This is a genomic window from Streptomyces sp. NPDC023573 (assembly GCF_055559735.1).
The window spans coordinates 383,275-406,023 of sequence record NZ_JBVHKB010000007.1; the positions used below are offsets into that span (position 1 = coordinate 383,275).

The following is a 22,749-nucleotide window of genomic DNA, read 5'->3' on the forward strand; positions in this document are numbered from 1 at the left end:
TTACTCTCCTTGAAGTGTGGGGACGACCATCGGTGTGCCGGTGACGGGGTCGGGGACGACGACACTCGGCAGGTCGAAGACGTCCTTCATGAGGGCGGCGTCCACGATGTCTCCGGGGACACCCTCGGCGACCACCCGGCCGTCCCTCATGGCGACCAGGTGGTCGGCGAAGCGGCACGCCTGGTTGATGTCGTGCAGGACGGCGATGACGGTGCGGCCCTCGTCGCGCAGCCGGGCCAGCAGGCCGAGCAACTGGTACTGGTGGGTGATGTCGAGGAACGACGTCGGTTCGTCGAGCAGCAGGTAGGGAGTCCGCTGGGCCAGCACCATGGCGATCCACACCCGCTGCCGCTGCCCGCCGGACAGCTCCTGCACCGGCCGGCCGGCGAGGTCCTCGACACCGGCGGCGGCCATCGCCTCGGTGACGGCCTCCTCGTCGTCCGGCGACCACAGGGCCAGCAGCGACTGGTGCGGGAACCGTCCCCGGCTCACCAGCTGCCGGACCTTGATGTCGTCGGGGGCGAGCGGGTCCTGCGGCAGGAAGCCGAGTTGCCTGGCCAGTGCCTTGGGCGCGTACCCGCCGACCTCACGGCCGTCGAGTTCCACGTGCCCGGTCTCCGGGCGCAGCAGCCGCACCAGGGCGCGCAGCAGGGTCGATTTGCCACAGGCGTTGGGGCCCACGACGGCGGTGAACGCGCCGTCGGGGACATCGAGGTTCAGCCGTGTGGACACGACCCGGTCTCCGTAGCGCAGGGTGATGTCCCGCGCGGTCAGGCGTGCGGTCACGCGCGCCTCACCTCCTTGGTCAGCAGCCAGATCAGATAGCAACCGCCGATCGCGGTGCTCACCACTCCCACGGGCAGCGCGACGGGCGCCAGCAGCATCTGGGCGAGCAGATCGGCGCCTTGGAGCAGAACCGCCCCGGTCAGCGCGGCCGGGAGCAGGGGCACACCGGCCGCGCCGGCGAGCCTGCGGCCGATCTGCGGGGCGGCCAGGGCGATGAACGCGATCGGTCCGGCCACCGCGGTCACCGTGGCCGTGCAGCCGACGCCGACCAGCACCATCAGCAGCCGCAGCCGGTTGAGACCGACCCCGGTGGTCGCCGCGACCGCGTCGCCGAGCGATGCCTGGTGCATGGCGTGCGCCCGCGTGGTCATCAGGATCAGCAGTACGGCGATCACCGCGAACGGGAGCTGCACGTCGCCCCATCCGACGCCGTTGAGCGAGCCCGCGCTCCAGCCGACGGCGGCGATCGCCACCTCCAGTTCGGCACGCAGCACGATCCACGAGTTGACCGCGGTCACCATCGCGTTGACCGCGATGCCGATCACCACCAACCGGAGTCCGGAGAAGCCGCGTTGGTAGGCCAGGAGATAGATCGCCGCGGCGACGAGCAGTCCGCCGAGCACGGAGCCCGTGGCCAGTTGCACGGACGTGCCCGAGAGCAGCGTGATGGCGACGAGCGCACCGGTGTAGGCGCCGGCGTCGAGGCCGATCACGTCCGGGCTGCCCATCGGGTTGCGCGTGAGGTTCTGGAAGATCGCTCCCGCCACCCCGAGGGCGGCGCCGAAGACGAGCCCGGCCAGCACGCGCGGGAGCCGCCAGTCCGAGATCACCACGGAGTGTTCCGCCCCGGTCAGCACGGCGAACACCTTGCCCGGGGAGGCCCAGGAGGCGCCGTAGCAGAGCCCGAGCAGTCCGAGGCCCAGCATCAGGGCGGCCATGACCAGCACGAGTACGGTCGTACGCCGTTCAATTCTGAGTCCGAGTGTCTTCACAGCGACCCTGCCCCGTAGCGCCGGACGGCCCAGATCAGCATGGGGCCCCCGAGGAACGCGGTCACGATGCCCACCGGCACCTCGCCGGTCGGCAGCAGCAGCCGGGAGCCGATGTCGGCGACCAGCAGCAGGACGGGACCCAGCACCATCGAGTAGAGGATCAGCCAGGGCACCGAGCCGGCGGCCGGCTTGCGTACCAGGTGCGGCACGATCAGGCCGACGAACAGGATCGGTCCTGCCACCGCCGTCGCCGCCGCGCAGAGCACGGTGATCAGGACCAGTGCGGTGGCCCGCAGCCGCCCGACCCCCGCGCCCAGGGTGTGTGCCACGTTCTCGCCCAGCGCCAGCGCGTTCAGTGCCCTGCTCAGCAGCAGCGCACCGCACAGACACACCACGATCGCGGTCGACGGAAGTGCCAGCGGAGCCTGTTCGCGGGCTGCCAGCGATCCGACCGACCAGAACCTGTACATGTCGAAGACGTCGGGGAGCATCAGCCGCAGGCCGAGCGCGACACCGCTCAGCACGGCCGTCAGGGCGACTCCGGTGAGCACCAGACGGAGCGGGGAGCGGCGCCCCACGGCGGCCACCAGCAGCGCCGCGAGCACGGATCCGATGACGGCGAAGCCGAGCTGGCCCGCCTGCCCGGCCGCCAGTCCGAGCGCCGAGCCGACGGTGATGGCGAATCCGGCACCCGCGGTGACCCCGAGGATGCCGGGCTCGGCCAGCGGGTTGCGGGCCAGCGTCTGGATCAGCGCGCCCGACACCGCGAGGGCGGCGCCCACCGCGACGGCGAGCAGCGCGCGGGGCCCCCGGACGTCACGCACGATCACGTGGTCGTCGGTGCCCTGGTAGTCCAGCAGCGCGCGGACGACCTCGGCCGGCGGGACCGGGCGGGCGCCGATGCCCATGCTGAGCACGGCGACCACCCCCAGCAGCACCAGTCCCCCGACGAGCAGGCCGGTCTGCGGCAGCGCGGCCCGTGTCCGCGCCGCCGGTTCCGACGCGCGACCCGCGGCGGTCACGACTTCAGCAGCGGAGCGAACGACGTGTCGATCGCGTCCAGGGTGTTCATGGCCGACCCGTAGGTCGCGGCCTCGGTGTAGCGGAGCGGGAAGGTCTTGCCGGCCTTGACGGCGGGCAGGTTCTTCCACAGCTTGGAGTCGAGGACGTACTGGACCGCTTCGGAGACGGTGCCGTCGGCGTTGACGGAGTACGTGATGGCGTCGGCCTCGGCGAGCGACGCCGGGAGCTCCTCGAGGGAGGGGTACTCGCTGACCGCGCTCGATCCCTTGCCGGGCTTCTTGACCTTGCCGTAGTACGTCGCGCCGATGTCCTCGGCGACGTTCGTCCCCCACGAACCGCCGAACTCCCGGTGGAAGTTGCCCTTGGCCACCTCGCCGTACGCTCCGACGTGGCCCAGCTTGAGCTGGGGCAGCACGCCCTTGTACTTCGTGGCCAGCTCGGCCGCCTTGGCCTCGTACGCCTTCTGTCCGGCGTCGAACTCGCCGAGGGCGCCGGCGGCGTCGGCCTGCTTGCGGGACAGGTCGCGCCAGGCGGACGGCAGCGTCGGGCCGATGGCCACGACGGGGGCGATGGTCTCCAGCCGCTTGACGTCGATGTCGCCGAGCACGGGGGCGGGCACACCGATGACGATCAGGTCGGGCTCGGCCTCGGCGATGGCCTCGTAGTTGGTCTCGGCCGCCTGCTCACCCGCCACCTTGGTGAGCTTCTTGTACTCGGCGAGGTCCTCCTTGCTCATCATCGGCTCGCCGCGCTTCCACGACGAGATCCCGACGAGCGGCGCGTCGGCCTCGATCAGGGCGGGCACGGCGTAACCGGTAGCCACCACACGCTTCGGGTCCGCCGGGATGGTGATCTTCCCGTTGTCCGCGGCGAACACCCGGGTCTTGGCCTCCCCCGACGCGTCCGACCCGCCCTCGCCGTCGGAAGAGGACCCGCATCCGGCCAGGATCAAGGCCAGCGACACGGCGCCGACGAGGCCGGAGGTTCTGCGTATGGACATGCGATGCTCCTCGAAAATTAGGTAAGGCTTACCTTAGTTCAAAAATTCTGATCAAGACACCCGTGAGCGGCATCAAGTCCGCTTCCCGGCCTGTCCGTCGGTCAGTGGTCGTCCTCGTCGAAGTCGGCGACCCCGCGCTTCCAGTAACCGGTGATGTCGTGGTCGGCCCTGTCCAGACCCAGCTCGTCGCGGACCCAGCGGCGCAGGGGTTTGATCTGCCCGGCCTCGCCCGCGACCCACACGTACACCCGCTCACCCGCCGGTACGCTCACCGAGGTCACAGCCCGCACGAACGCCTCGTCGGCTTCCGCCGGCCGGCCGTCGCGGTGCAGCCAGGTCACCTCGACACCCTCGGGCGCGGAGAGCTCGATCTCCTGTGCGGCGTCGTGGACTTCGACGAAGGCCCAGCCCTTCGCACTCCCGGGCAGCTCCTCCAGACGGCGTGCGATCGCCGGCAGGGCCGTGATGTCGCCGGCGATCAGGTAACGGTCGTAGGAGTGCGGGACGATCAGCCCGCCGGGCGGGCCCGCGAGATGCATGACGGCGCCGGGCCGGGCCCCGCGTGCCCAGTCGGAGGCGAGGCCGCCGTCGTGGAGAGCGATGTCGATGTCGATCTCGCCGGAGGCCGGGTCGTAGCGCCGCACCGTGTACTGACGCGAGCGGAGCACCGACCCCGCCCAGCGCAGCATCGTCCCGTTCGGCTCCGGCAGTCGCAGGGTTCCGTCCTCGTCCGGGAAGAGCATCTTCACGTGCTCGTCCGGCGCGTGGGCCTCGAACCCCTCGGTACCCTTTCCGCCGAGGGTCACCCGCAGCAGACCGGCCCCGACCATGACGGTCCGTACGACCTCGGTCTCGCGGACACCGATCGGATAACCCACCTTCTCGGCGTGGAGGCCCGCCCGGACTTCAGCGATCCGGTCCAGGTGACGGCTCCGGTGGTCGGCCAGGCTCATGCGGCGCCACCCGTCAGGAGCTCCGTCCAGTGCCCCAGTTCGGGCTGCTCCGCCAGGTCGGGGTACTCCAGCGCTTCCGCCCCCGCTCCGCGCCAGCGCTCGATCAGGACCATGGTCCGCACCGAGTCGAGGCCCAGGTCGTTCAGGTTGTCGTCGAGCTCGATCTCGGCGGGGTCGCAGCCGATCAGTTCCGCGACGTCGGCGCGAACGCGCTCGGGCGTCAGGGTCTGCTGGTTCATGGGATGACTCCTGAGGGGATGGACACCGGCCGCGGGGCCGGCGCCGGCGATGGTGGTCACGACGCCCCCTCCCGGGGACGGCATACGCGCGCCCGGCCGGGACGCTCGCCCCGTCCGAACCTAGGCGAGGCTAACCTAACCTCGCATTCCTTTGGGGGCAGAATACACAGTGCCGGTCAGTGAGATGCGGCCCTGCCACCCTGGGGCTCCGTGCCGCATGACCTGGCATCAGGGCCCCCCGCGACCGCACCCGTCGGTCGTGGGCGACCGGCAGCCGGTGCGGGTCCCATGACCGGTGGCCCATCGGAGCCGCTTTCCCCGGAACCTTCCTGTCGATCATGGTTGGTAGCCTCGAAGGATGACTGCGATCTTCGACGAAGCCGTCCGTGCCCGGCTGCAGGCTCCCCACATCTGGTACGTCGGCACCGTGTCCGCCGACGGTGCGCCGCAGGTCAGCCCGATGTGGGTGGACCTGGAGGGCGGGAGCGAACTGTCCTTCAACACCTCGGTGGGCCGGGTGAAGGAGGAGAACCTGCGCCGCGACCCTCGCGTCTACCTCTCCCACGCGGACGCCGCCGATCCCTTCGACCGCGTACAGATCAGCGGTGAGGTGGCCCGTTTCGTCGAGGGCGAGGAGGCGCACACGCGGATGGACCGGCTGGCACAGAAGTACCTGGGGAGTGAGCGGTTCGAGTGGCTCATGCCGAAGGAACAGCGGGTCGCCGTGATCGTCCGCCCGCTCAAGGTGCGGCACATCGTCGGGGTCGAGCGGTTCCGGCCCGGCGGCCCGGTCCCGGAACAGCCCCTGGAGGGGACCCCGTACGCCTGACACGGGACGAGCCGTACGGCGGAGGCCGTGACCCCGGCCCGGGTCACGGTCTCCGCCGTACGGCGACGGCCTACCGGGGTGCGCGCGCGGTGGACCCCCGGGGAGTGAGTGACGGGGTCGGGACCTGGAGGGATCCCGTGTGCGTGCCCTCGATGAGGGAGAAGAGGGTCCGGGCGACCTCCGCGCCGAAGTGGTGCACATCGTGGCTCATGGCCGACAGGGTGGGATGCGTGATCCGGCACAACTGGGAGTCGTCCCAGGCGAGCAGAGAGACGTCGTCCGGCACCACGAAGCCCATCTCCGCCGCGACTCCCGCGCCCGCGACCGCCATGATGTCGTTGTCGTAGATGATCGCGGTGGGGCGGTCGGCCGAAAGGAGCAGGGACCTCGTCGCCCGCGCGCCTTCTCGTTCGTCGAAGCCGGTAGCCGTCTGCCGCCCCTCCTCCAGGCCCAGCTCCCGCACGGTCTCGGCGAACGCCCTGGCCCTGATGGCGCTGTGCCCGAACCCGACCGGGCCCCCCACCCGTGCGAGGCGCCGGTGTCCCAGAGCGGCCAGGTAGCGGACCGCCTCGGCGGTCGCGGTCGCGTCGTCGGTCCAGACCGCGGGGAAGGATCCGGTGAGTGACGGATGTCCGACGGCGACCGCAGGCAGACCGATGGCCTGCAGCGCCGGGACGCGGGGGTCCTTCTCCTGGAAGTCGACCAGGACGGCGCCGGCGATCGTCTGGCTGCGCCACCAGGCCCTGTACAGGTCGATCTCTTCGTCGACATCGCGCACCAGCCTCAGGAGCAGGGAGCACGACCGCTCGGCGAGGACGCCCTCGATTCCCGAGATGAAGTCCATGTAGAACGGTTCCAGTCCCAGCAGCCGGGCCGGCCGGCACAGGGCCAGCCCGATGATGTCGACCCGCTGGCTGGAGAGGCTGCGAGCCGTCTGGTTCGGCGCCCAGCCGAGGTCCCGGGCGGCTTCGAAGATACGCTCGCGCGTCGCCTCCGAGACCCCGGGCTTCTGGTTGAACGCCAGGGAGACGGCTCCCTTGGAGACGCCCGCTCGCGCTGCGACGTCCTTGATGGTGACGCGTGCCGGACTGTTCACTTCGAATCCGCGCAGAACAAGGCGGCCCTGACGTCGTCGACGGTGACCGCGGGGCAGCCGGCGACCCGGATACGGATCCGCTCTCCGGCCAGCAGCGTCGTGAGCCCCCGGTCGGCGGCGGCGCGCGGACCGAGACGGTCGGCCTGGAGGAGGAGGTCCCTGACGAGGGTATGTGCGTTGACCACGACGTCGATCGTACCGTCGTCGCCCTCGACGGGTTCCAGCTCGACGTCGAAGTCCGGCCGGACATAGGCGAATTCCTTGTCGGGGACCGGGAAGTACAGAGCGCGCAGCCCGTCGGCGTCGGCGACGAGGAACTCCTTGGCGGTGGCCCCGGACGGCACCGTCTCGCCGGGAACGGGGAGCCGCAGGACGGAACGCGGGGCGACGCTCACCCCGAGCACCCCTCGGCCGGCCGGGGTACCGTCGGCCTCGAGTCGGCTGAGCGTCACCGACGTGCGCCACTGGGTGGCGGACTGGTTGACGACGGCGAGTACCAGGCCCTCGTCGCCGGGCTGCAGCGTCAGCAGCCGGTCCGCGTAGACGCGGCGCAGCTCGTGGTGGAGCGGCTTGGGGCGGCCGTCCCCGTCGATCGCGGCCCAGGAGCTGACCGGCCAGCAGTCGTTGAGCTGCCAGACGACGGTGCCCGCGCAGGTGGGCCAGTGCGAGCGCCAGTGTTCGACACCCGCGGCCACGGCCCGGGCCTGGACGACCTGGGTCAGGTAGTGCCACCGGTCGAAGTCACCCTCGGGCAGGGTGAAATGACGTGCGACCCCGCAGTCGAGCTTGCCGTTGCCGTCCTCCGCCTTCTGGTGGTGCAGCATGCCCGGGGAGTCGGGTGCCAGGGTCTCTCCGGGAAGCGCGCGCCGGAGCGTCGCCAGGGCCGGAGGCGCCTGCCAGCCGAACTCGGAGACGAACCGGGGGACGTTCGCGCGGTATTCGGCGTAGTCCCGGCGGTTCCACACCTCCCACGAGTGGTAGGTGCCGTGGTCGGGGTCGTTGGGGTGGTGGTCCCACGATCCGGACCAAGGACTGCCGGCCGCGTAATGACGGGTGGGATCGAGCTCGGCGACCACGCGGGGCAGCAGCCCCAGGTAGTACCCCTCGCCCCAGGAGTCCCCTGCGAGTCCCGGCTCCCAGTCCCAGTCGCGGAAGCCCCAGAGGTTCTCGTTGTTGCCGTTCCAGAGCACGAGGCTGGCGTGCGGCATCAGCCGGACAACGTTGTCGCGGGCTTCGGCCTCCACCTCGCCGCGCAGGGGCTGCTCCTCCGGGTATGCGGCACAGGCGAAGAGGAAGTCCTGCCAGACCATCAGCCCGAGTTCGTCGCAGGCGTCGTAGAACGCCTCGTCCTCGTAGATGCCGCCGCCCCAGATCCGTACGAGGTCGATGTTGGCGTCCGCCGCCTGGGCGAGCCGGGTGCGGTAGCGCTCGGGGGTGATGCGTGAGGGGAAGACGTCGTCGGGGATCCAGTTGACCCCGCGGGCGAACACCCGCTCGCCGTTGACGACGAAGGTGAAGCCGGTGCCCCGGGCGTCGGGGCTCCGGTCCAGCTCGACGGTACGGAACCCGATGCGCCGGTGCCAGGTGTCCAGCTCCGTGTTCTCGTCCTCGTCCTCTTCGAGGAGGGTGACGTCCAGGTCGTAGAGGGGCTGGTCGCCGTATCCGCGCGGCCACCAGAGGCTGGGCCGCTCCACCGTCAGACGCAGCACGGCTTCGTCGCCCTCGAAGCGGGCCTCGGCCGTCTCGCCGGCCACCGTGGCACGGGCCAGCAGCCCCCTGTCCGCTCCCCGGGCCGTGCGCTCCGCCTGGAGCCTGATCTCCACGTTCCCCGTGGTTCCGTCGACGGTCACCAGGGGGCGGACGGACGCGAGGCGCGCGGTCGACCAGTGCTCCAGGCGTACGGGCCGCCAGATGCCGGCGGTCACGAGGGTCGGGCCCCAGTCCCAGCCGAAGCTGGAGGCCATCTTGCGGATGTACTGGAACGGCTCGGGATACACGTTGGGCCGGTCCCCGGTGACCGCCCGTACCGCCTCGGCCTCGTCGTAGGCGGAGGCGAAGCGCACCTCCAGCGGCCCGTTCAGGCCCGTGACATCGAACCGGTAGGTGCGGTGCATGTTCCGGGTCGTACCGATCTCCCGCCCGGCGAGGGTGATCCCTGCCGCGGTGTCCAGGCCGTCGAAGACGAGGTCGGTCCGCTCATGCCGACTGCCGTGCGGGACGTCGTGCGGGATGTCGTTGACATACGTCCACGCCCGTCGACCGACCCAGGCGACCTCGGTCTCGTTGAGTCCGAGGAAGGGGTCCGGGATGACCCCGGCGGCGAGCAGATCGGTGTGGACGCAGCCGGGGACCCGCGCCGGCAGCAGCGCCTGGTCATGGCGCAGACTCCAGCCGTCGGTGAGCGGGGTGACGTCCTTCATGGTGCGGCTCCAATCGCCTTCAGGCGCGCTGGCATATGTATGACGCCGCACAACTTAGCCCGACGATGGATCACTGTCCATAAACCGGTCTAGTCACGCGTCCGTAACGACGCGACCACGCGCCACTCACCCAACCTGCATGAATACGCCAACCGGTAACGATTAGGCATCGTCATGGAAATCGGAGCTTTACCGGTTCACACGGCTCCTGTCATAGTGCCAACATCCCACCGCAGAGCTGAGCCGCCATCTATAGGAGTTGGGCACATGGGGAAGACGAAGACGCTCGCAGGCGCACTTCTGACCGTTGCGACACTGACCGTGACCGGATGCAGCGGCGGAGGCGCGGCGTCGACCGAGACGGCGAAGGCGCCTGCGGACCCGGAGAGCACGACCGGCACGATCACGGTCCTCACGCAGCGCACGGACCTGGTCCAGAGCGGCGCCATGGACGACTACGCGGCGGCGTTCAACAAGATCTACCCCAAGGTCAAGGTGAAGTTCGAGGGACTCACCGACTACGAGGGCGAAGTCAAGATCCGGATGAACACCGAGGACTACGGTGACGTCCTCATGATCCCGGCCGCCGTCTCCAAGAACGACTACCCGAAGTTCTTCGCACCCCTCGGCACCTCGAAGGAGATGTCGGAGAAGTACCGCTTCAGCGACAAGACGGACGTCGACGGCAAGGTCTACGGCCTCGCCCAGTTCGGCACCGCCAACGGCTTCGTCTACAACAAGGCCGTATGGAAGAAGGCCGGCGTCACCGCGTGGCCGAAGACGCCGGAGGAGTTCATCGCGGGGCTCAAGGCGGTCGAGGCCAGGACCGACGCCGTCCCCTACTACACCAACTTCAAGGACGGCTGGCCGCTGGTCCAGTGGACCGCCAACATCGGGTCGGTGACCTGCGACAACTACGCCACCAACGACCTCGCCGGCGCGGTCTCCCCCTGGAAGGAGGGCAGCGAGCTCAACGTGATCGACACCCTGCTGTACGACACGGTCAAGGGCGGCCTCTCCGAGAAGGACCCCAACACCACGAACTGGGAAGCCTCCAAGACCAAGATCGCCAAGGGTGAGATCGGCACCATGATGCTGGGCTCCTGGTCGATCACGCAGATGAAGGACGCGGCCGAGAAGGCCGGAGCGAACCCCGACGACCTCGGGTTCATGCCGTTCCCGGTCCAGAAGGGCAACGAGGACTACTGCGCCACGCTCGTCTCGGACTACCAGCAGGCGGTGAACGCCCACTCCGAGCACAAGGACGCGGCGCGGGCCTGGGTCGACTGGTTCACCGAGAAGTCCGGCTACTCCGCGAAGGAGGGCGCCGTCCCCACCGTCAAGTCGGCTCCGATGCCGGACACCCTCAAGGACTTCGTTGACAACGATGTCACATTTGTGGAGCGCTCCGAGCGGAACACCGGCGAGGTCAACGACATCGACAACGCGGCCGAGATCGGGCTCAACAAGCCCGACTACCGCCAGAAGCTGATCGACCTCGCCCGCGGTGCGGAGAAGGGCAGCCTCGATGACTACTTCACCGAACTGAACAAGAAGTGGGACGAGGCCGCGAAGACCGCCGGCTCCTGAGCCGGTGAGGCGGGCCCCGGCCGTACGACACCGGCCGGGGCCCCAGCCCTCCCGCGCAACCAGGACCACGACGCGGATGACGAAAGGCCCCGACATGACCGATACGACCGAGGTGGCGAGCGTGAAGACGCACCGCGCCATCCCCTCACACCGCCCGACCGGAAACGGCAGCGGTCCGGTGGGAGACCGGACGCGAGGCCGGCTGCTGCGGCGCGCGACCCCGTGGCTCTTCCTGCTGGCACCGCTGGTGCTGCTGGTCACGTTCACCTACGTCCCTGTGGGGAACATGATCTATTACAGCTTCACGGACTGGGACGGCATCAGCCCGGACCGGAACTTCACGGGCGTGGACAACTACGTCCAGATCTTCACCCGGCCCGAGCTCTTCCGGGTGTTCTTCGTGAGCTTCTACTACCTCGCGGCTTCCGCGGCGCAGATCGCCATCGCGCTCTACTTCGCCACGGTGCTGAGCTTCAACCTGCGGTACCGCAATCTCTTCAAGGGGCTCCTGTTCTTCCCCTATCTCATCAACGGCGTGGCCATCGGATTCGTCTTCCTGTACTTCTTCCAGGACGGCGGCACCCTTGACTCGGTCCTGTCCTGGTTCGGTGCGGACACCGACCACGCCTGGCTGGGTGACCCCACGTCGGCCAACACCTCGCTCGCCGGCGTCTCGGTCTGGCGCTTCACGGGCCTGAACTTCGTCCTGTTCCTCGGTGCCATCCAGTCCATCCCGGGCGAGCTCTACGAGGCCGCCCAACTGGACGGCGCGACCCGGTGGCAGCAGTTCCGGCACATCATCGCCCCGAGCATCAGGCCCGTCCTGAGTCTCAGCGTCATCCTGGCGATCTCCGGGTCCCTGGCGGTCTTCGAGATCCCGTACATCATGACCGGCGGCGCGACCGGCACGTCGACGTTCGTCATCCAGACGGTCAAGCTCGCGTTCCAGTTCAACAAGACGGGGCTGGCCTCGGCCGCCGCCGTGGTGCTGCTGCTGATCATTCTGCTGATCACCTGGATCCAGCGCCGGCTCGTGCCCGACGAAAAGGTGGACCTCGTATGACCACGGCCCCGCAGACCGCCGCTCGCCCCCGCTCCGGAGCCGACCCGCGACGCGTTCGCCGGCGCGGCCGACTCGGACAGACACTCGTCCACCTGTCGCTCGTGGTCGCCTCGCTGGTCGTTCTCCTCCCCCTCGCGGTCGTCTTCCTCACCTCTTTGAAGACGTCGAAGGAGGTCACCGAGGGCGGCGCGCTCTCGCTGCCCGGTGACTGGCTGAACTTCGGCAACTACGCGACCGCGTTCTCCGACGGCCACATGCTGACGGCGTTCGGGAACACCGCGTTCATCCTGCTGTTCTCGATCACCGGCACCGTGGTCATCGGGTCGATGACGGCCTACGCCATCGACCGCTTCCACTTCCGGGCCAAGAAGCTCGTCATGGGCCTCTTCCTGATCGCCACGCTCGTCCCCGGCGTCACCACGCAGGTCGCCACCTTCCAGGTGATCAACAGCTTCGGCCTGTTCGACACGCGGTGGGCACCGATCCTGCTCTACATGGGGACGGACATCGTCTCGATCTACATCTTCCTGCAGTTCATCCGCGGCATCCCGGTCTCCCTCGACGAAGCCGCGCGGCTCGACGGCGCGAACGCCTTCACGATCTACCGGAAGATCATCTTCCCGCTCCTCAAGCCGGCGGTCGCCACCGTGGTGATCATCAAGGGCATCACGACCTACAACGACTTCTACATCCCGTTCCTCTACATGCCCTCGCAGGAACTCGGCACGATCTCCACCGCCCTGTTCCGGTTCAAAGGCCCCTTCGGAGCGCACTGGGAGAACATCTCGGCAGGAGCCGTACTCGTCATCCTCCCCACGCTGATCGCGTTCCTGTTCCTCCAGCGCTACATCTACAACGGCTTCGCCTCAGGCGCGACCAAGTAGAGCCCCCGTTCCGCCGCCCGCCCCCTCGAAGAGGGGGCCTGCGCCGGTCACGTCCCGCGCGGCGCCCCCGCCCGTGGCCGGCTCCCGGAGTCCGGTGCGACAGCGCCGCGGTTTCGGCCTCACGACCCCTACGGTTTCGGCAGCGTGAGGATTTCGGCCCCGTCCTCGGTGATGGCGATCGTGTGCTCGGTGTGTGCCGTCCGGCAGCCCGTCGCGCTTCGGAGCGTCCACCCGTCGGCATCGGTGACGAGTCGGGCGGTGTCCGTCATGACCCACGGCTCCAGTGCCAGCAGCAGCCCGGGGCGCAGCTTGTATCCACGGCCGGGCCGCCCGGTGTTCGCGACGTGCGGGTCCTGGTGCATCGTCGACCCGATGCCGTGCCCCCCGAATTCGGTGTTGATCTCGTATCCGGCCTCGCCGAGGACCGTGCCGATGGCGTGGGAGAGGTCGCCGATACGGGCTCCGGGTCCGGCAGCGGCGATTCCCGCGGCCAGCGCGCGCTCGGTCGCGCTGATCAGCGCGAGGCTCTCCGCGGGCTGCGCCTTGCCCACGACGAAGCTGATGGCGGCGTCCGCGGCGACTCCGCGCTGGGAGACGGCAAGGTCGAGGGTGAGCAGATCGCCGTCGGCGAGCGTGTAGTCGTGGGGCCGTCCGTGGAGCACGGCATCGTTGACGGCCGTGCAGATGTAGTGGCCGAACGGGCCACGTCCGAAGGACGGCGCGTAGTCGACGTAGCAGGACTGCGCTCCCGCCTCGGTGATCATGGCCTTGGCCCACCGGTCGATGTCCAGGAGGTTCGTGCCGACCGCGCTCCGGCCCTTCAGGGTCTGCAGGATGTCCGCGACCAGGGCGCCTGTGTCCTTGGCGCGGGCCAGCATGGTGGTGTTCAGGATCTCGATCATGTGCCACTTTCCTCACGGAACCAACAACTATACCGGTCAAACTATACCGGTATTAGAATCGTGGTCGTGCGGGGCGGCCTTCGGCGGCCGGACTCCTCGGCCTCGCCACACCTCGGCGTTCAGCGGGGAAGCACCCAGTCCGGCGCCCAGGTCCCGGCCGCGCCGTGGCCGGTGGCGCCGGCGGCGAGGTGGGCGCGGAGGGCGGCCAGCGCCGGGTGGGGGTTGTCGCGGCGCCAGAGGAGGGAGTGCGGGTAGACGGGCGTCGGGCCGGTCACCGGGATGCGGCGCAGGCCGTGGCCGGCTGGCCGGACGAGGCGCGTCCGCCCTCCCATGAAGGTGGCCAGGGCCGGTGTGTCGGCGACGGTGTCCAGCAGGGCGTCGGAGCCGAAGTTGGGGCCGGTCGCCTCGATGGTGAGCCCGAACTCGGCGACGAGGTCGTCGTAGTACGCGGCCCACTCCGTACCGGGCACGATGCCCGGCATCCAGATGCGGTGCCCGACGAGCTGGGTGACGGTCACCGTCCGGGCGTCCGCCAGCGCGTGGGCGGGACCGGTGAGAAGCTCGAGCGGCTCGTCGAGCACCCGGACCGACTCGATGTCCTCCGGGAGGAGCCGTCCGGGCGCGGCCACGGCGCGGAAGGACGCGTCGATCGCACCGGACCGGATCGCGGCGACGGCCGTCTCGATCTCGAACAGCATCACCACGTCGAGATCGATCTCGGGGTGCGCCCGGTGGAAGTCTCGCAGCAGGCCCGCTACCGCACCGCACGAGTTGATCACGTCGACGCGCAGCGGGCGGCTGCCGGTGTGCACGGACGCGACCGCGCGCTCGGCGACGCGCAGCAGCTCGCGCGCGTGGGGCAGGAACGCCTGCCCGTCGATGGTGAGTGCGGCGCCGCGCGGGGTGCGGGTGAACAGTCGCGCACCAAGGGTCCGCTCCAGCGCGGCGATGCGCTTGGAGACGGCCTGCTGGGTGACCGCCAGCTCGGTGGCGGCCTCCTGGAACTGCCCCGCGTCAGCGGCGGTGACGAAGGTCCGGACGGCGTCGAGGTCCATGCCCGCCACCCTACGGTCACAACCTCTGGTTGTGACCTGCGGCCATGTGGTTGTTTGACCCCCGGTCACAGGGCTCGGTTTGATGAAACCGATCGCGTATCGGTTGTACGGGTGCAGGGTGAGGGGCCGGGCATGAGGAGCTGGCAGCGGCCGGGGCGACGCCCCGGACACCGGCTGGGCCGGCCGTTCGGGTGGCTCTGGGGAGCGTACGCGAGCAGCGCGCTCGGCACCTGGCTCGCCTTCGGCGCGTTCCCGCTGATCGCCGTCCAGGTGCTGCACGCCGGACCGGCCGAGGTCGCGGCGCTCTCCTCCGTGGGGGCGGCGGTGGGCGCGGCCGTCGCGGTGCCGCTCGGCCCGTGGGTGGAGTTCCGCCGCAAGCGGCCTGTGCTGATCGCGATGGACCTGGTGCGGTGCGCGGCGCTGCTGACCGTCCCCGTCGCGTTCGCGCTGGGCGCGCTCACGTTCGTTCAGCTCCTGCTGGTCACGATGGTCGTGTCGGCGGCCGACATCACTTTCCGCGCTGCTTCAGGCGCATACCTGAAGACGCTGCTGCCGCCCGAGGACATGCTCGTCGCCAACGCCCGGTTCGAGTCCACGAACTGGACGACCACGATCGTCGGACCGCCGCTGGGCGGCGCGGTGACCGGGCTGCTCGGCCCGGTGGCCACGCTGGTGGCCGACGCGGTCAGCTATCTGCTCTCGGCCACGGGCATCCGCGCGACGGGCGGGCACGAGCCGTCGCCCGGGCGACGGGAGGGGCCCCGTATGCGGCCCGGGGAACTGCTCGACGGCTGGCGGCACATCCTCGCCGACACGACGCTGCGCGCCCTGTTCTTCAACACCGCCCTCTTCAACGGTCTGGTGATGGCCACCCAGCCGCTGCTCGCCGTTCTCATGCTCGGCCGGCTCGGGTTCGCGCCGTGGCAGTACGGCCTCGCCTTCGCCGCCCCCGCGGTCGGCGGGCTGCTCGGTTCACGGCTGGCCCGACCGCTGGCCGACCGGTTCGGGCAGCATCGGGTCCTGGTCGTGGCCGGGACGCTGCGCGCGGTCTGGCCCGTCGGCCTGGCCTTCCTGGGACCCGGTACCGGCGGGCTGCTGCTGGTGACGGGAGTCGAGCTCGGACTCATCTTCTGCTGCGCGGTCTTCAACCCCGTCCACGCGACCTGCCGCCTGGAGCGCACGGCCACCGACCGGGTCGTCCGCACCCTGTCCGCCTGGGCGGTGACGACCAAGGTCTCCGCCGCGCTGCTGACGGCCCTCTGGGGCGTACTGGGCAGCCTGCTCGGCCCTCGTACGGCCATCGGCCTGGCCGGTGTGTTCGTGCTGGCGACCCCTCTGCTGCTCCCCCGCCGGGGGCGCGAGCCAGAGGGGCCCCAGCCGGTGCGGCAGAGTCCGTAGCCGATATCCGGCTGTGTGGCCACGGGCACCTGCGGCGTCCCGGCGTGCGGGACCCCGCCCTCAGGGCCGCGCGTACCCGTGGCGGGCGGCGGGCGGCGTGGCGTCCGCCCGCACACCGTGCACCCGAACTATGGTGTCCCGCCACATACGCCCCTGACCTGCCCCTTCCTACGGTATGGCGACACGGAAACGTCCCCGCCAACTGTCCGGAAGTGGTATCCATGGCAGCACCGACAACCGCTCCCCCACCGCCGTCGAACCTCCGCCGCGTCGTCGCCGCGAGCCTCGTCGGGACCACGGTGGAGTGGTACGACTTCTTCCTCTACGGCTCCGCCGCCGCACTGGTCTTCAACAAGCTGTTCTTCCCCGGGTCCGACCCGCTCGTCGGTACTCTCCTCTCCTTCCTCACCTACGCCGTGGGCTTCGCCGCGCGCCCCATCGGCGCCCTGGTGTTCGGTCACTACGGCGACCGGCTCGGGCGCAAGAAGCTGCTGGTGCTGAGCCTGCTGATGATGGGCGGCGCGACATTCGCGATAGGCCTCCTGCCGACGCACGCCACCATCGGCTCCGCCGCCCCCGTCCTGCTCACCGTCCTGCGGCTGGTGCAGGGGTTCGCCCTCGGCGGCGAGTGGGGCGGGGCCGTGCTGCTCGTGTCGGAGCACGGCGACGCGAAACGGCGCGGGTTCTGGGCTTCGTGGCCCCAGACGGGCGCGCCCGCAGGGCAGTTGCTCGCGACCGGGGTGCTCTCCGCCCTCACGGCGCTCATGTCCGAGTCCGCCTTCGAGGCGTGGGGCTGGCGGATACCCTTCCTCCTCTCCGGGGTGCTCGTGATCCTGGGTCTGTGGATTCGTCTCTCCGTCGACGAATCGCCCGTCTTCAAGGCGGCCCTGGCCCAGGCCGAGCAGCGCAAGGCGACGGCCGCACCCGCCGAGAAGATGCCTCTGGTCGCGGTCCTGCGGCATCACTGGCGCGATGTGCTGATCGCCATGGGCGCGCGGATGGCGGAGAACATCAGCTACTACGTGATCACCGCGTTCATCCTGGTGTACGCGACGACGTCCGCGGACCTGAGCAAACAGACGGCGCTCAACGCCGTACTCGTCGCGTCCGCCGTGCACTTCGCGGTGATCCCGCTGTGGGGGGCACTGTCCGACCGGGTGGGGCGAAGGCCGGTCTATCTGGTCGGCGCCATCGGTGTGGGGCTCTGGATGTTCCCGTTCTTCGCGCTGATCGACAGCAGGAGTTTCGGGAGTCTGCTGCTGGCCGTGACCGTCGGACTGATCTTCCACGGCGCGATGTACGCCCCGCAGGCGGCCTTCTTCGCCGAGATGTTCGCGACGCGGATGCGCTATTCGGGCGCGTCGATCGGCGCCCAGTTCTCGTCGGTCGCCGCGGGCGCCCCCGCGCCCCTCATCGCCACGGCCCTGCTCGCCGACTTCGGGAGCTCGACGCCGATCTCGTTGTACGTCATCGCCGCCGCGCTCCTCACCGTGCTGGCGATCGTCTGCGCGAAGGAGACCAGGAGCCGGGACCTCGCCGACATCGAGCCGGACGCCGCCCGGCGGGCCGCGGACACCGCGACGCCGGCGGCCGACGCCCGTAGCGTCTGAACCGGCCGCGCCCAAGGGCCCGTCTCCGCCGTGCGCCGGGGAGCCGGGCCCGTCAGTCCCCGGGAGTCCGCTCGAACCAGGTGGGGCCGTCCGTGAGCGACTGCTTGATCCGGAAGAGGGAGAACTCGCTCAGCGGCGGCAGCGCGTCGACATCGAACCACGCGACCTCCAGCGACTCGTCGTCGTTCACCCGTGCCTCACCGCCGGTGGCCCGGCACCGGAAGGTGATGTCGACATACTGACAACGGTCGCCGTTGGCGTACTGCACCGGCTTCAGCGCCTGGGTGAGCACCACCCGCTCCGCGACGCAGCGCACCGCCGTCTCCTCGTACACCTCGCGCTCCGCGGTCGCCGCCGGCTCCTCGCCCGGCTCGCCGATCCCGCCGATGACCGACCACTTGCCGGTGTCCGACCGCCGGCCGAGCAGCACCCGGCCCTGGTCGTCGAAGACGACGGCGGTGACTCCCGGCAGCAGGAGCAGCTGGTGGCCGGCGGTGGCGCGGATGTCGCGGATGAAGTCTGGAGTAGCCATGCGGCCGAGCCTACGTGGCGGCCGGAACGTCCTCGGGCCCGGCCGACCGGTCCTGCCGCCGCTTCCTCGCGCGCACCGAACGGGCGGTCGCCCAGCCGAGACCGACGACGGCGAGCAGCGCCAGGACGGCTTCGGGCAGGTCCCCCAGACGGGTCGCGGGGGTGAGTGAGGACCGCAGCGGCACCTCGTCGACCAGGGCGTCCGGGGTGAACATCTCCGTCTTCTCCACGATCGTGCCGTCCGGCCGGATCACCGCGCTGACGCCGCTGGTGACGGGCACGACGACGGACCGCCCGTGCTCGACCGCCCGCACCTGGCTCATCGCCAGCTGCTGGTAGGTCATCTCGCTGCGCCCGAAGGTCGCGTTGTTGCTCGGTACGGCGATCAGCTGTCCGCCGTCCTTGACGGTGTCGCGTACGGCGTCGTCGAACGCGGCCTCGTAACAGGTCACGAGCCCGACCTTCGTGCCCGCCAGGTCGAACACGCCGACCTCGCTGCCGGGGCCGAAGTCCCGCTGCACCCGGTCGACGTCCTTGCTGAAGATCCGTGCCACCGACCTCATCGGCATGTACTCGCCGAACGGCTGGATGTGCCGCTTGTCGTAGGTGTCCACCGGTCCGCTCTCCGGGTCCCACTCGATCAGGGTGTTGCGGAGCGGTCCGGTGTCCGGGGTGAGGACGGCGCCGATGACGGTGGGGGCGCCGATGGCGCGCACGGCCCGGTCGATGGCCTCGCGGGCGTCGGCGTTGCGGTAGGGGTCGAGGTCGGACGAGTTCTCCGGCCACAGCACGAAGTCCGGCCGGGGCACCTTGCCCGCCTTCACGTCCCGCGCGAGCTGTTCCGTGCGTTCCGCGTGGTTGTCCAGGACGGCCCGGCGCTGGGAGTTGAAGTCGAGCCCCAGGCGCGGCACGTTGCCCTGGACCGCCGCGACGGTGGCGGTGCCGTCCTCGGGCGAGTCGTCCACGAGCGGGAGGGCCGCCAGGGCGGCGGCGACGGGGGCGGCCACGGTGACGGCCGCGGCGACGACGGCGGAGCGGGCCACCGTGCCGTCGGCCCGGTAGCGGCGGACCTGGCGCACGGCCTCCAGGAGCCCGAAGCCGCACAGTACGACGGCGAACGTGAGCAGGGGGGTCCCGCCCAGCGCGGCGAGCGGCAGGAAAGCGCTGTCGGCCTGGCCGAAGGCGATCTTGCCCCAGGGGAAGCCGCCGAAGGGGACACGGGCGCGGAGCGCCTCGTCCAGGGTCCATACGCCCGCTGCCCAGACGGGCCAGTACGGGAGCCGGGAGACCGCGGCGATCCCGACGCAGCCGACGGCGATGAACAGGGCCTCCGCCAGTGCGAGCGCCAGCCAGGGTACGGGGCCGACCTCCTCCCCCGTCCAGTGCAGCAGGGGCAGCATGAAGCCGAGGCCCGCGAGGAGGCCGAGGCCCAGTGCCGCGCGCAGCCGCCGTGCGGTCAGGACCCATCCGAGCAGGGCGAAACCGGGCAGCACCAGCCACCAGAGCGGCCGGGGCGGGAAGCTCGCGTAGAGCAGCACACCGGACAGCACGGCGGCGGCGGGCCGGACGAGCCGCGGCCACAGCTTCCTGCTGCGGGACACGGGGGCGGGCGGCGGTTCGGCGGTGGTGATGGTGGCGCTCACCTGCCGGAGTCTACGGTGGGCGGCTGTGAGGGCGGCAGCCGCTCCTGCCGTCCCGGGTCCCGGCCGGGCTCAGCTCCCGGGGGGCTTTCCGGAAGCCGTCAGATGCAGGCGGTCCCGGATGAAACGTACGGCGGCCTCCGCGTCGTCCACCGTGACGGTGAAGGTCATGCCGTCCCCCAGCCGGAGCACCAGCGCTTCCCCCCGGCGCACGACCACGGCCGTGCCCTGCTCGGGGCGCCAGCGGTAGCCCCAGCCGCCCCACTGGCGCGGGGTGACCCGCGGGACGAAGTCCGCGCCCACCACCTGGGTGAGGAGGATCCGGCGCCTGGGCAGTCCGGCGTGGCCGCAGCGCACCTCGAGGGCGTCGCCGTCGACCTTCACGGCCACGTGGACGAAGGCGAGCGTCCCGAACAGGATCAGGAGCCCCGCGGCGACGCAGCCGATGACGGACATGAGCAGCGGGGCGAACCCGCCGTGCCAGGCCGAGTCGACCGCGAGTTCGATGCCGAGCGCCAGACATGCCGCGCCGATGGCCGCGAGCAGCCACTGGAAGCGATTGGTGGCCCGTCCCGTCCAGACCGTGCTCGGGGCCTGGCTCGAACCGTGCCGCGTGTTACCGGGGTGGTCCGTCATGTCAAGCAGCGTACCCACGTTCCGCGCCGCGGGGTGGGGTGTGCGTCGGGCGGGGCGCTCAGAGCGCGGGGGTCACGGCCTTGAGCAGCAGGCCCTCGGCGTAGGCCAGAGCGGGTTCGGGCAGGTCGGCCGCGTGTCCGGCGAGGAGGACGGCGAGAGTGCCGACCGGTTCGGCCGACGGGGCGGGCACCGCCCCGACACGGCGGAGCGCCTGCGCGGCCACCGCGTCGGCGGAGCCGTGGAGCACGAGGGGGGCGCGGCCGGGCCGGTTGCTCTCGACGGCGGCACGAATGCGTTCGGCCACCAGTTCGTAGTGGGTGCAGCCCAGGACGATGTCCGTCACCCCGGCCGGGGTGAGGGCGGCGGCAGCGGCCACCGCACGGTCGATCGCCTCCTCGTCCGCGTGCTCCACCGCGTCGGCGAGACCCGGGCAGGGCACTTCGGTCACGTCCACGGAGCGGGCGAATTCGTTGATCAGCCCACGCTGGTAGGGGCTCCCGGTGGTCGCCGGTGTGGCCCAGATCGCGAAGGGCCCACCGCCCGCGGCGGCCGGCTTGATCGCGGGCACCGTGCCGATGACCGGCAGCCCGGGCTCCAGTTCGGCCCGCAGGGCCGGCAGGGCGTGGACGGAGGCGGTGTTGCACGCGACGATCAGGGCGTCCGGCCGGTGGGCCGCCGCCGCGCGGGCCACGGCGAGCGCGCGCCGGGTCACGTCCTCGGGCGTACGGGGCCCCCAGGGCATCGACCCGGGATCCGACGACACCACCAGATCGGCGTCGGGCCGCAGCCGGCGTACCGCGGCCGCTGCCGCGAGCAGGCCGATCCCCGAGTCCATGAGTGCGATCTTCACCCGGTCACCATAGTCGACAGCCCTTGCGGCACCGCCGGAGTGGGGCACACTTCGACGGATGAGCGCCGTTGCCTGGACCGCCGTGGGTTCGCTGATCGTGTGGATGTGGCTGTTGCTCGGCCAGGGCTTCTTCTGGCGGACCGACCAGCGGCTGCCGTCGCGCGGGGACCCGGCGCGCTGGCCCTCGGTGGCTGTGGTCGTCCCCGCGAGGGACGAGGCCGAGGTCCTGCCGATGAGTCTGCCGTCGCTGCTCGCCCAGGACTATCCGGGTGAAGCGGAGGTCTTCCTGGTCGACGACTGCAGCGGTGACGGCACGGGCGGGGTCGCCCGGGCGCTGTCCGAGCGGTACGGCGGGCTGCCGCTGACCGTGGTGACGCCCGGTGAGCCGGAACCGGGGTGGACGGGCAAGCTCTGGGCCCTGCGGCACGGAATGGAACTGGCCCGGCGGCGGAAGCCCGAGTTCCTGCTCCTGACGGACGCCGACATCGCCCATGAACCGGACAGCCTGCGGGAGCTCGTCGCCGCGGCCGGGAGCGAGGACGGTTTCGACCTGGTCTCGCAGATGGCCAGGCTGCGGGTGACGAGCACCTGGGAGCGGCTGGTCGTGCCGGCCTTCGTCTACTTCTTCGGGCAGCTGTACCCGTTCCGCCGGGTGAACGGCAAGGGGTCACGGACGGCCGCGGCGGCGGGCGGCTGCGTCCTGCTGCGGGCCGGAGCCGTCGAGCGGGCGCGGATCCCGGAGTCCATCCGTTCGGCGGTGATCGACGATGTGTCGCTGGCGCGTGCCGTGCGCCGCAGCGGGGGCCGCATCTGGCTGGGGCTCGCCGACCGGGTGGACAGCGTGCGGCCCTGTCCCCGGCTGGCGGACCTGTGGCGCATGGTCGCGCGCAGTGCGTACGCGCAGCTGCGGCACAGCCCCGCGCTGCTGGCGGGCACGGTCCTCGGTCTGGGTCTGGTCTATGTCGCGCCGCCCGTCACCCTGGCGGCGGGGCTGCTGACAGGCGATCCAGTGGCAGCGGCGGCGGGCGGGGCGGCCTGGGCGGTGATGGCGGGGACCTACATGCCCATGCTCGGGTACTACCGGCAGTCGCTGTGGCTGGCACCGCTGCTGCCCTTCACCGCGGTCCTCTATCTCCTGATGACGGTGGACTCCGCGGTGCGGCACTACCGGGGGCTCGGTGCGGCCTGGAAGGGGCGTACGTACGCCCGCCCCGAGGCCGCACCGGAACCCTGAGCCCGGCACCGGGGCGGG

The 22,749-nt window shown here is 70.8% G+C and carries 21 protein-coding genes; 7 read left to right on the plus strand and 14 right to left on the minus strand.

Annotated features, from left to right (window positions below; all coding sequences use genetic code 11):
- From ACZ32T_RS24055 to ACZ32T_RS24080, 6 genes are all read right to left on the minus strand, one after another.
- A complete protein-coding gene (locus ACZ32T_RS24055) occupies positions 1 to 786 on the minus strand; it encodes an ABC transporter ATP-binding protein (protein WP_467265540.1) in 786 nt (261 codons plus the stop codon).
- Positions 783 to 1,724, minus strand: a complete 942-nt coding sequence (locus tag ACZ32T_RS24060) for a FecCD family ABC transporter permease (protein WP_467265708.1) — start codon at positions 1,722 to 1,724, stop codon at positions 783 to 785. Before ACZ32T_RS24060 ends, ACZ32T_RS24055 begins: the two co-directional genes overlap by 4 nt.
- Positions 1,725 to 1,774: 50 nt before the next feature.
- Positions 1,775 to 2,800, minus strand: a complete 1,026-nt coding sequence (locus ACZ32T_RS24065) for a FecCD family ABC transporter permease (RefSeq protein ID WP_467368910.1) — start codon at positions 2,798 to 2,800, stop codon at positions 1,775 to 1,777.
- Positions 2,797 to 3,801 (minus strand): ABC transporter substrate-binding protein, encoded by a 1,005-nt coding sequence (locus ACZ32T_RS24070; RefSeq protein ID WP_467265536.1) that lies wholly within the window; start codon positions 3,799 to 3,801, stop codon positions 2,797 to 2,799. The genes ACZ32T_RS24065 and ACZ32T_RS24070 overlap by 4 nt, the downstream gene beginning before the upstream one ends.
- 101 nt (positions 3,802 to 3,902) lie before the next feature.
- Entirely contained in the window at positions 3,903 to 4,754 is an 852-nt protein-coding gene (locus ACZ32T_RS24075) for a siderophore-interacting protein (protein WP_467265534.1), read from the minus strand.
- Positions 4,751 to 4,993: a phosphopantetheine-binding protein gene (locus ACZ32T_RS24080; protein ID WP_467265532.1), complete on the minus strand. Its 243-nt coding sequence runs from the start codon at positions 4,991 to 4,993 to the stop codon at positions 4,751 to 4,753. Before ACZ32T_RS24080 ends, ACZ32T_RS24075 begins: the two co-directional genes overlap by 4 nt.
- Positions 4,994 to 5,351: 358 nt before the next feature.
- On the opposite strand from ACZ32T_RS24080, the gene ACZ32T_RS24085 reads away from it, so the two are divergent.
- Positions 5,352 to 5,822, plus strand: coding sequence for a PPOX class F420-dependent oxidoreductase (locus ACZ32T_RS24085; RefSeq protein ID WP_467368912.1), 471 nt, complete (start codon positions 5,352 to 5,354; stop codon positions 5,820 to 5,822).
- A 70-nt stretch (positions 5,823 to 5,892) separates the two neighbouring features.
- On the opposite strand, the gene ACZ32T_RS24090 is transcribed toward ACZ32T_RS24085, so the two are convergent.
- Both ACZ32T_RS24090 and ACZ32T_RS24095 read right to left on the minus strand, forming a co-directional pair.
- Entirely contained in the window at positions 5,893 to 6,918 is a 1,026-nt protein-coding gene (locus tag ACZ32T_RS24090) for a LacI family DNA-binding transcriptional regulator (RefSeq protein ID WP_467265528.1), read from the minus strand.
- Entirely contained in the window at positions 6,915 to 9,338 is a 2,424-nt protein-coding gene (locus ACZ32T_RS24095; RefSeq protein ID WP_467368914.1) for a glycoside hydrolase family 2 protein, read from the minus strand. Before ACZ32T_RS24095 ends, ACZ32T_RS24090 begins: the two co-directional genes overlap by 4 nt.
- A 267-nt stretch (positions 9,339 to 9,605) precedes the next feature.
- On the opposite strand from ACZ32T_RS24095, the gene ACZ32T_RS24100 reads away from it, so the two are divergent.
- From ACZ32T_RS24100 to ACZ32T_RS24110, 3 genes are all read left to right on the plus strand, one after another.
- Positions 9,606 to 10,928, plus strand: coding sequence for an ABC transporter substrate-binding protein (locus ACZ32T_RS24100; protein ID WP_467368916.1), 1,323 nt, complete (start codon positions 9,606 to 9,608; stop codon positions 10,926 to 10,928).
- A gap of 94 nt (positions 10,929 to 11,022) precedes the next feature.
- Positions 11,023 to 11,991 carry a carbohydrate ABC transporter permease gene (locus ACZ32T_RS24105; RefSeq protein WP_467265522.1) on the plus strand — a complete coding sequence of 323 codons (969 nt, stop codon included), beginning with the start codon at positions 11,023 to 11,025 and terminating at the stop codon, positions 11,989 to 11,991.
- Positions 11,988 to 12,875 (plus strand): carbohydrate ABC transporter permease, encoded by an 888-nt coding sequence (locus ACZ32T_RS24110; RefSeq protein WP_467265520.1) that lies wholly within the window; start codon positions 11,988 to 11,990, stop codon positions 12,873 to 12,875. The genes ACZ32T_RS24105 and ACZ32T_RS24110 overlap by 4 nt, the downstream gene beginning before the upstream one ends.
- A 128-nt stretch (positions 12,876 to 13,003) precedes the next feature.
- On the opposite strand, the gene map is transcribed toward ACZ32T_RS24110, so the two are convergent.
- The gene (gene map, locus ACZ32T_RS24115) at positions 13,004 to 13,777 is read right to left on the minus strand and encodes a type I methionyl aminopeptidase (RefSeq protein ID WP_467265518.1); all 774 of its coding nucleotides are present in this window, start codon (positions 13,775 to 13,777) and stop codon (positions 13,004 to 13,006) included.
- A 119-nt stretch (positions 13,778 to 13,896) separates the two neighbouring features.
- A complete protein-coding gene (locus tag ACZ32T_RS24120) occupies positions 13,897 to 14,832 on the minus strand; it encodes a LysR family transcriptional regulator (RefSeq protein WP_467368918.1) in 936 nt (311 codons plus the stop codon).
- 132 nt (positions 14,833 to 14,964) lie between these two features.
- Between ACZ32T_RS24120 and ACZ32T_RS24125 the strand changes: the two genes are divergently transcribed.
- Positions 14,965 to 16,230, plus strand: a complete 1,266-nt coding sequence (locus tag ACZ32T_RS24125) for an MFS transporter (RefSeq protein WP_467368920.1) — start codon at positions 14,965 to 14,967, stop codon at positions 16,228 to 16,230.
- A gap of 221 nt (positions 16,231 to 16,451) precedes the next feature.
- Positions 16,452 to 17,840 carry an MFS transporter gene (locus ACZ32T_RS24130; RefSeq protein WP_467265512.1) on the plus strand — a complete coding sequence of 463 codons (1,389 nt, stop codon included), beginning with the start codon at positions 16,452 to 16,454 and terminating at the stop codon, positions 17,838 to 17,840.
- A gap of 52 nt (positions 17,841 to 17,892) precedes the next feature.
- Here ACZ32T_RS24130 and ACZ32T_RS24135 read toward each other — a convergent pair whose 3' ends face one another.
- The 4 genes from ACZ32T_RS24135 to ACZ32T_RS24150 form a co-directional block, all read right to left on the minus strand.
- The gene (locus ACZ32T_RS24135) at positions 17,893 to 18,372 is read right to left on the minus strand and encodes an NUDIX hydrolase (RefSeq protein ID WP_467265510.1); all 480 of its coding nucleotides are present in this window, start codon (positions 18,370 to 18,372) and stop codon (positions 17,893 to 17,895) included.
- Between the two features lie 10 nt (positions 18,373 to 18,382).
- Entirely contained in the window at positions 18,383 to 20,014 is a 1,632-nt protein-coding gene (gene lnt / locus ACZ32T_RS24140; RefSeq protein ID WP_467368923.1) for an apolipoprotein N-acyltransferase, read from the minus strand.
- Positions 20,015 to 20,083: 69 nt separating this feature from the next.
- A complete protein-coding gene (locus ACZ32T_RS24145; protein WP_467265506.1) occupies positions 20,084 to 20,647 on the minus strand; it encodes a hypothetical protein in 564 nt (187 codons plus the stop codon).
- Positions 20,648 to 20,705: 58 nt separating this feature from the next.
- Positions 20,706 to 21,497: a glutamate racemase gene (locus ACZ32T_RS24150; protein ID WP_467265504.1), complete on the minus strand. Its 792-nt coding sequence runs from the start codon at positions 21,495 to 21,497 to the stop codon at positions 20,706 to 20,708.
- 58 nt (positions 21,498 to 21,555) lie between these two features.
- On the opposite strand from ACZ32T_RS24150, the gene ACZ32T_RS24155 reads away from it, so the two are divergent.
- On the plus strand, positions 21,556 to 22,731 hold the full coding sequence (locus tag ACZ32T_RS24155) for a glycosyltransferase (RefSeq protein WP_467368925.1): 1,176 nt from the start codon (positions 21,556 to 21,558) through the stop codon (positions 22,729 to 22,731).
- Positions 22,732 to 22,749: the final 18 nt, after the last annotated feature.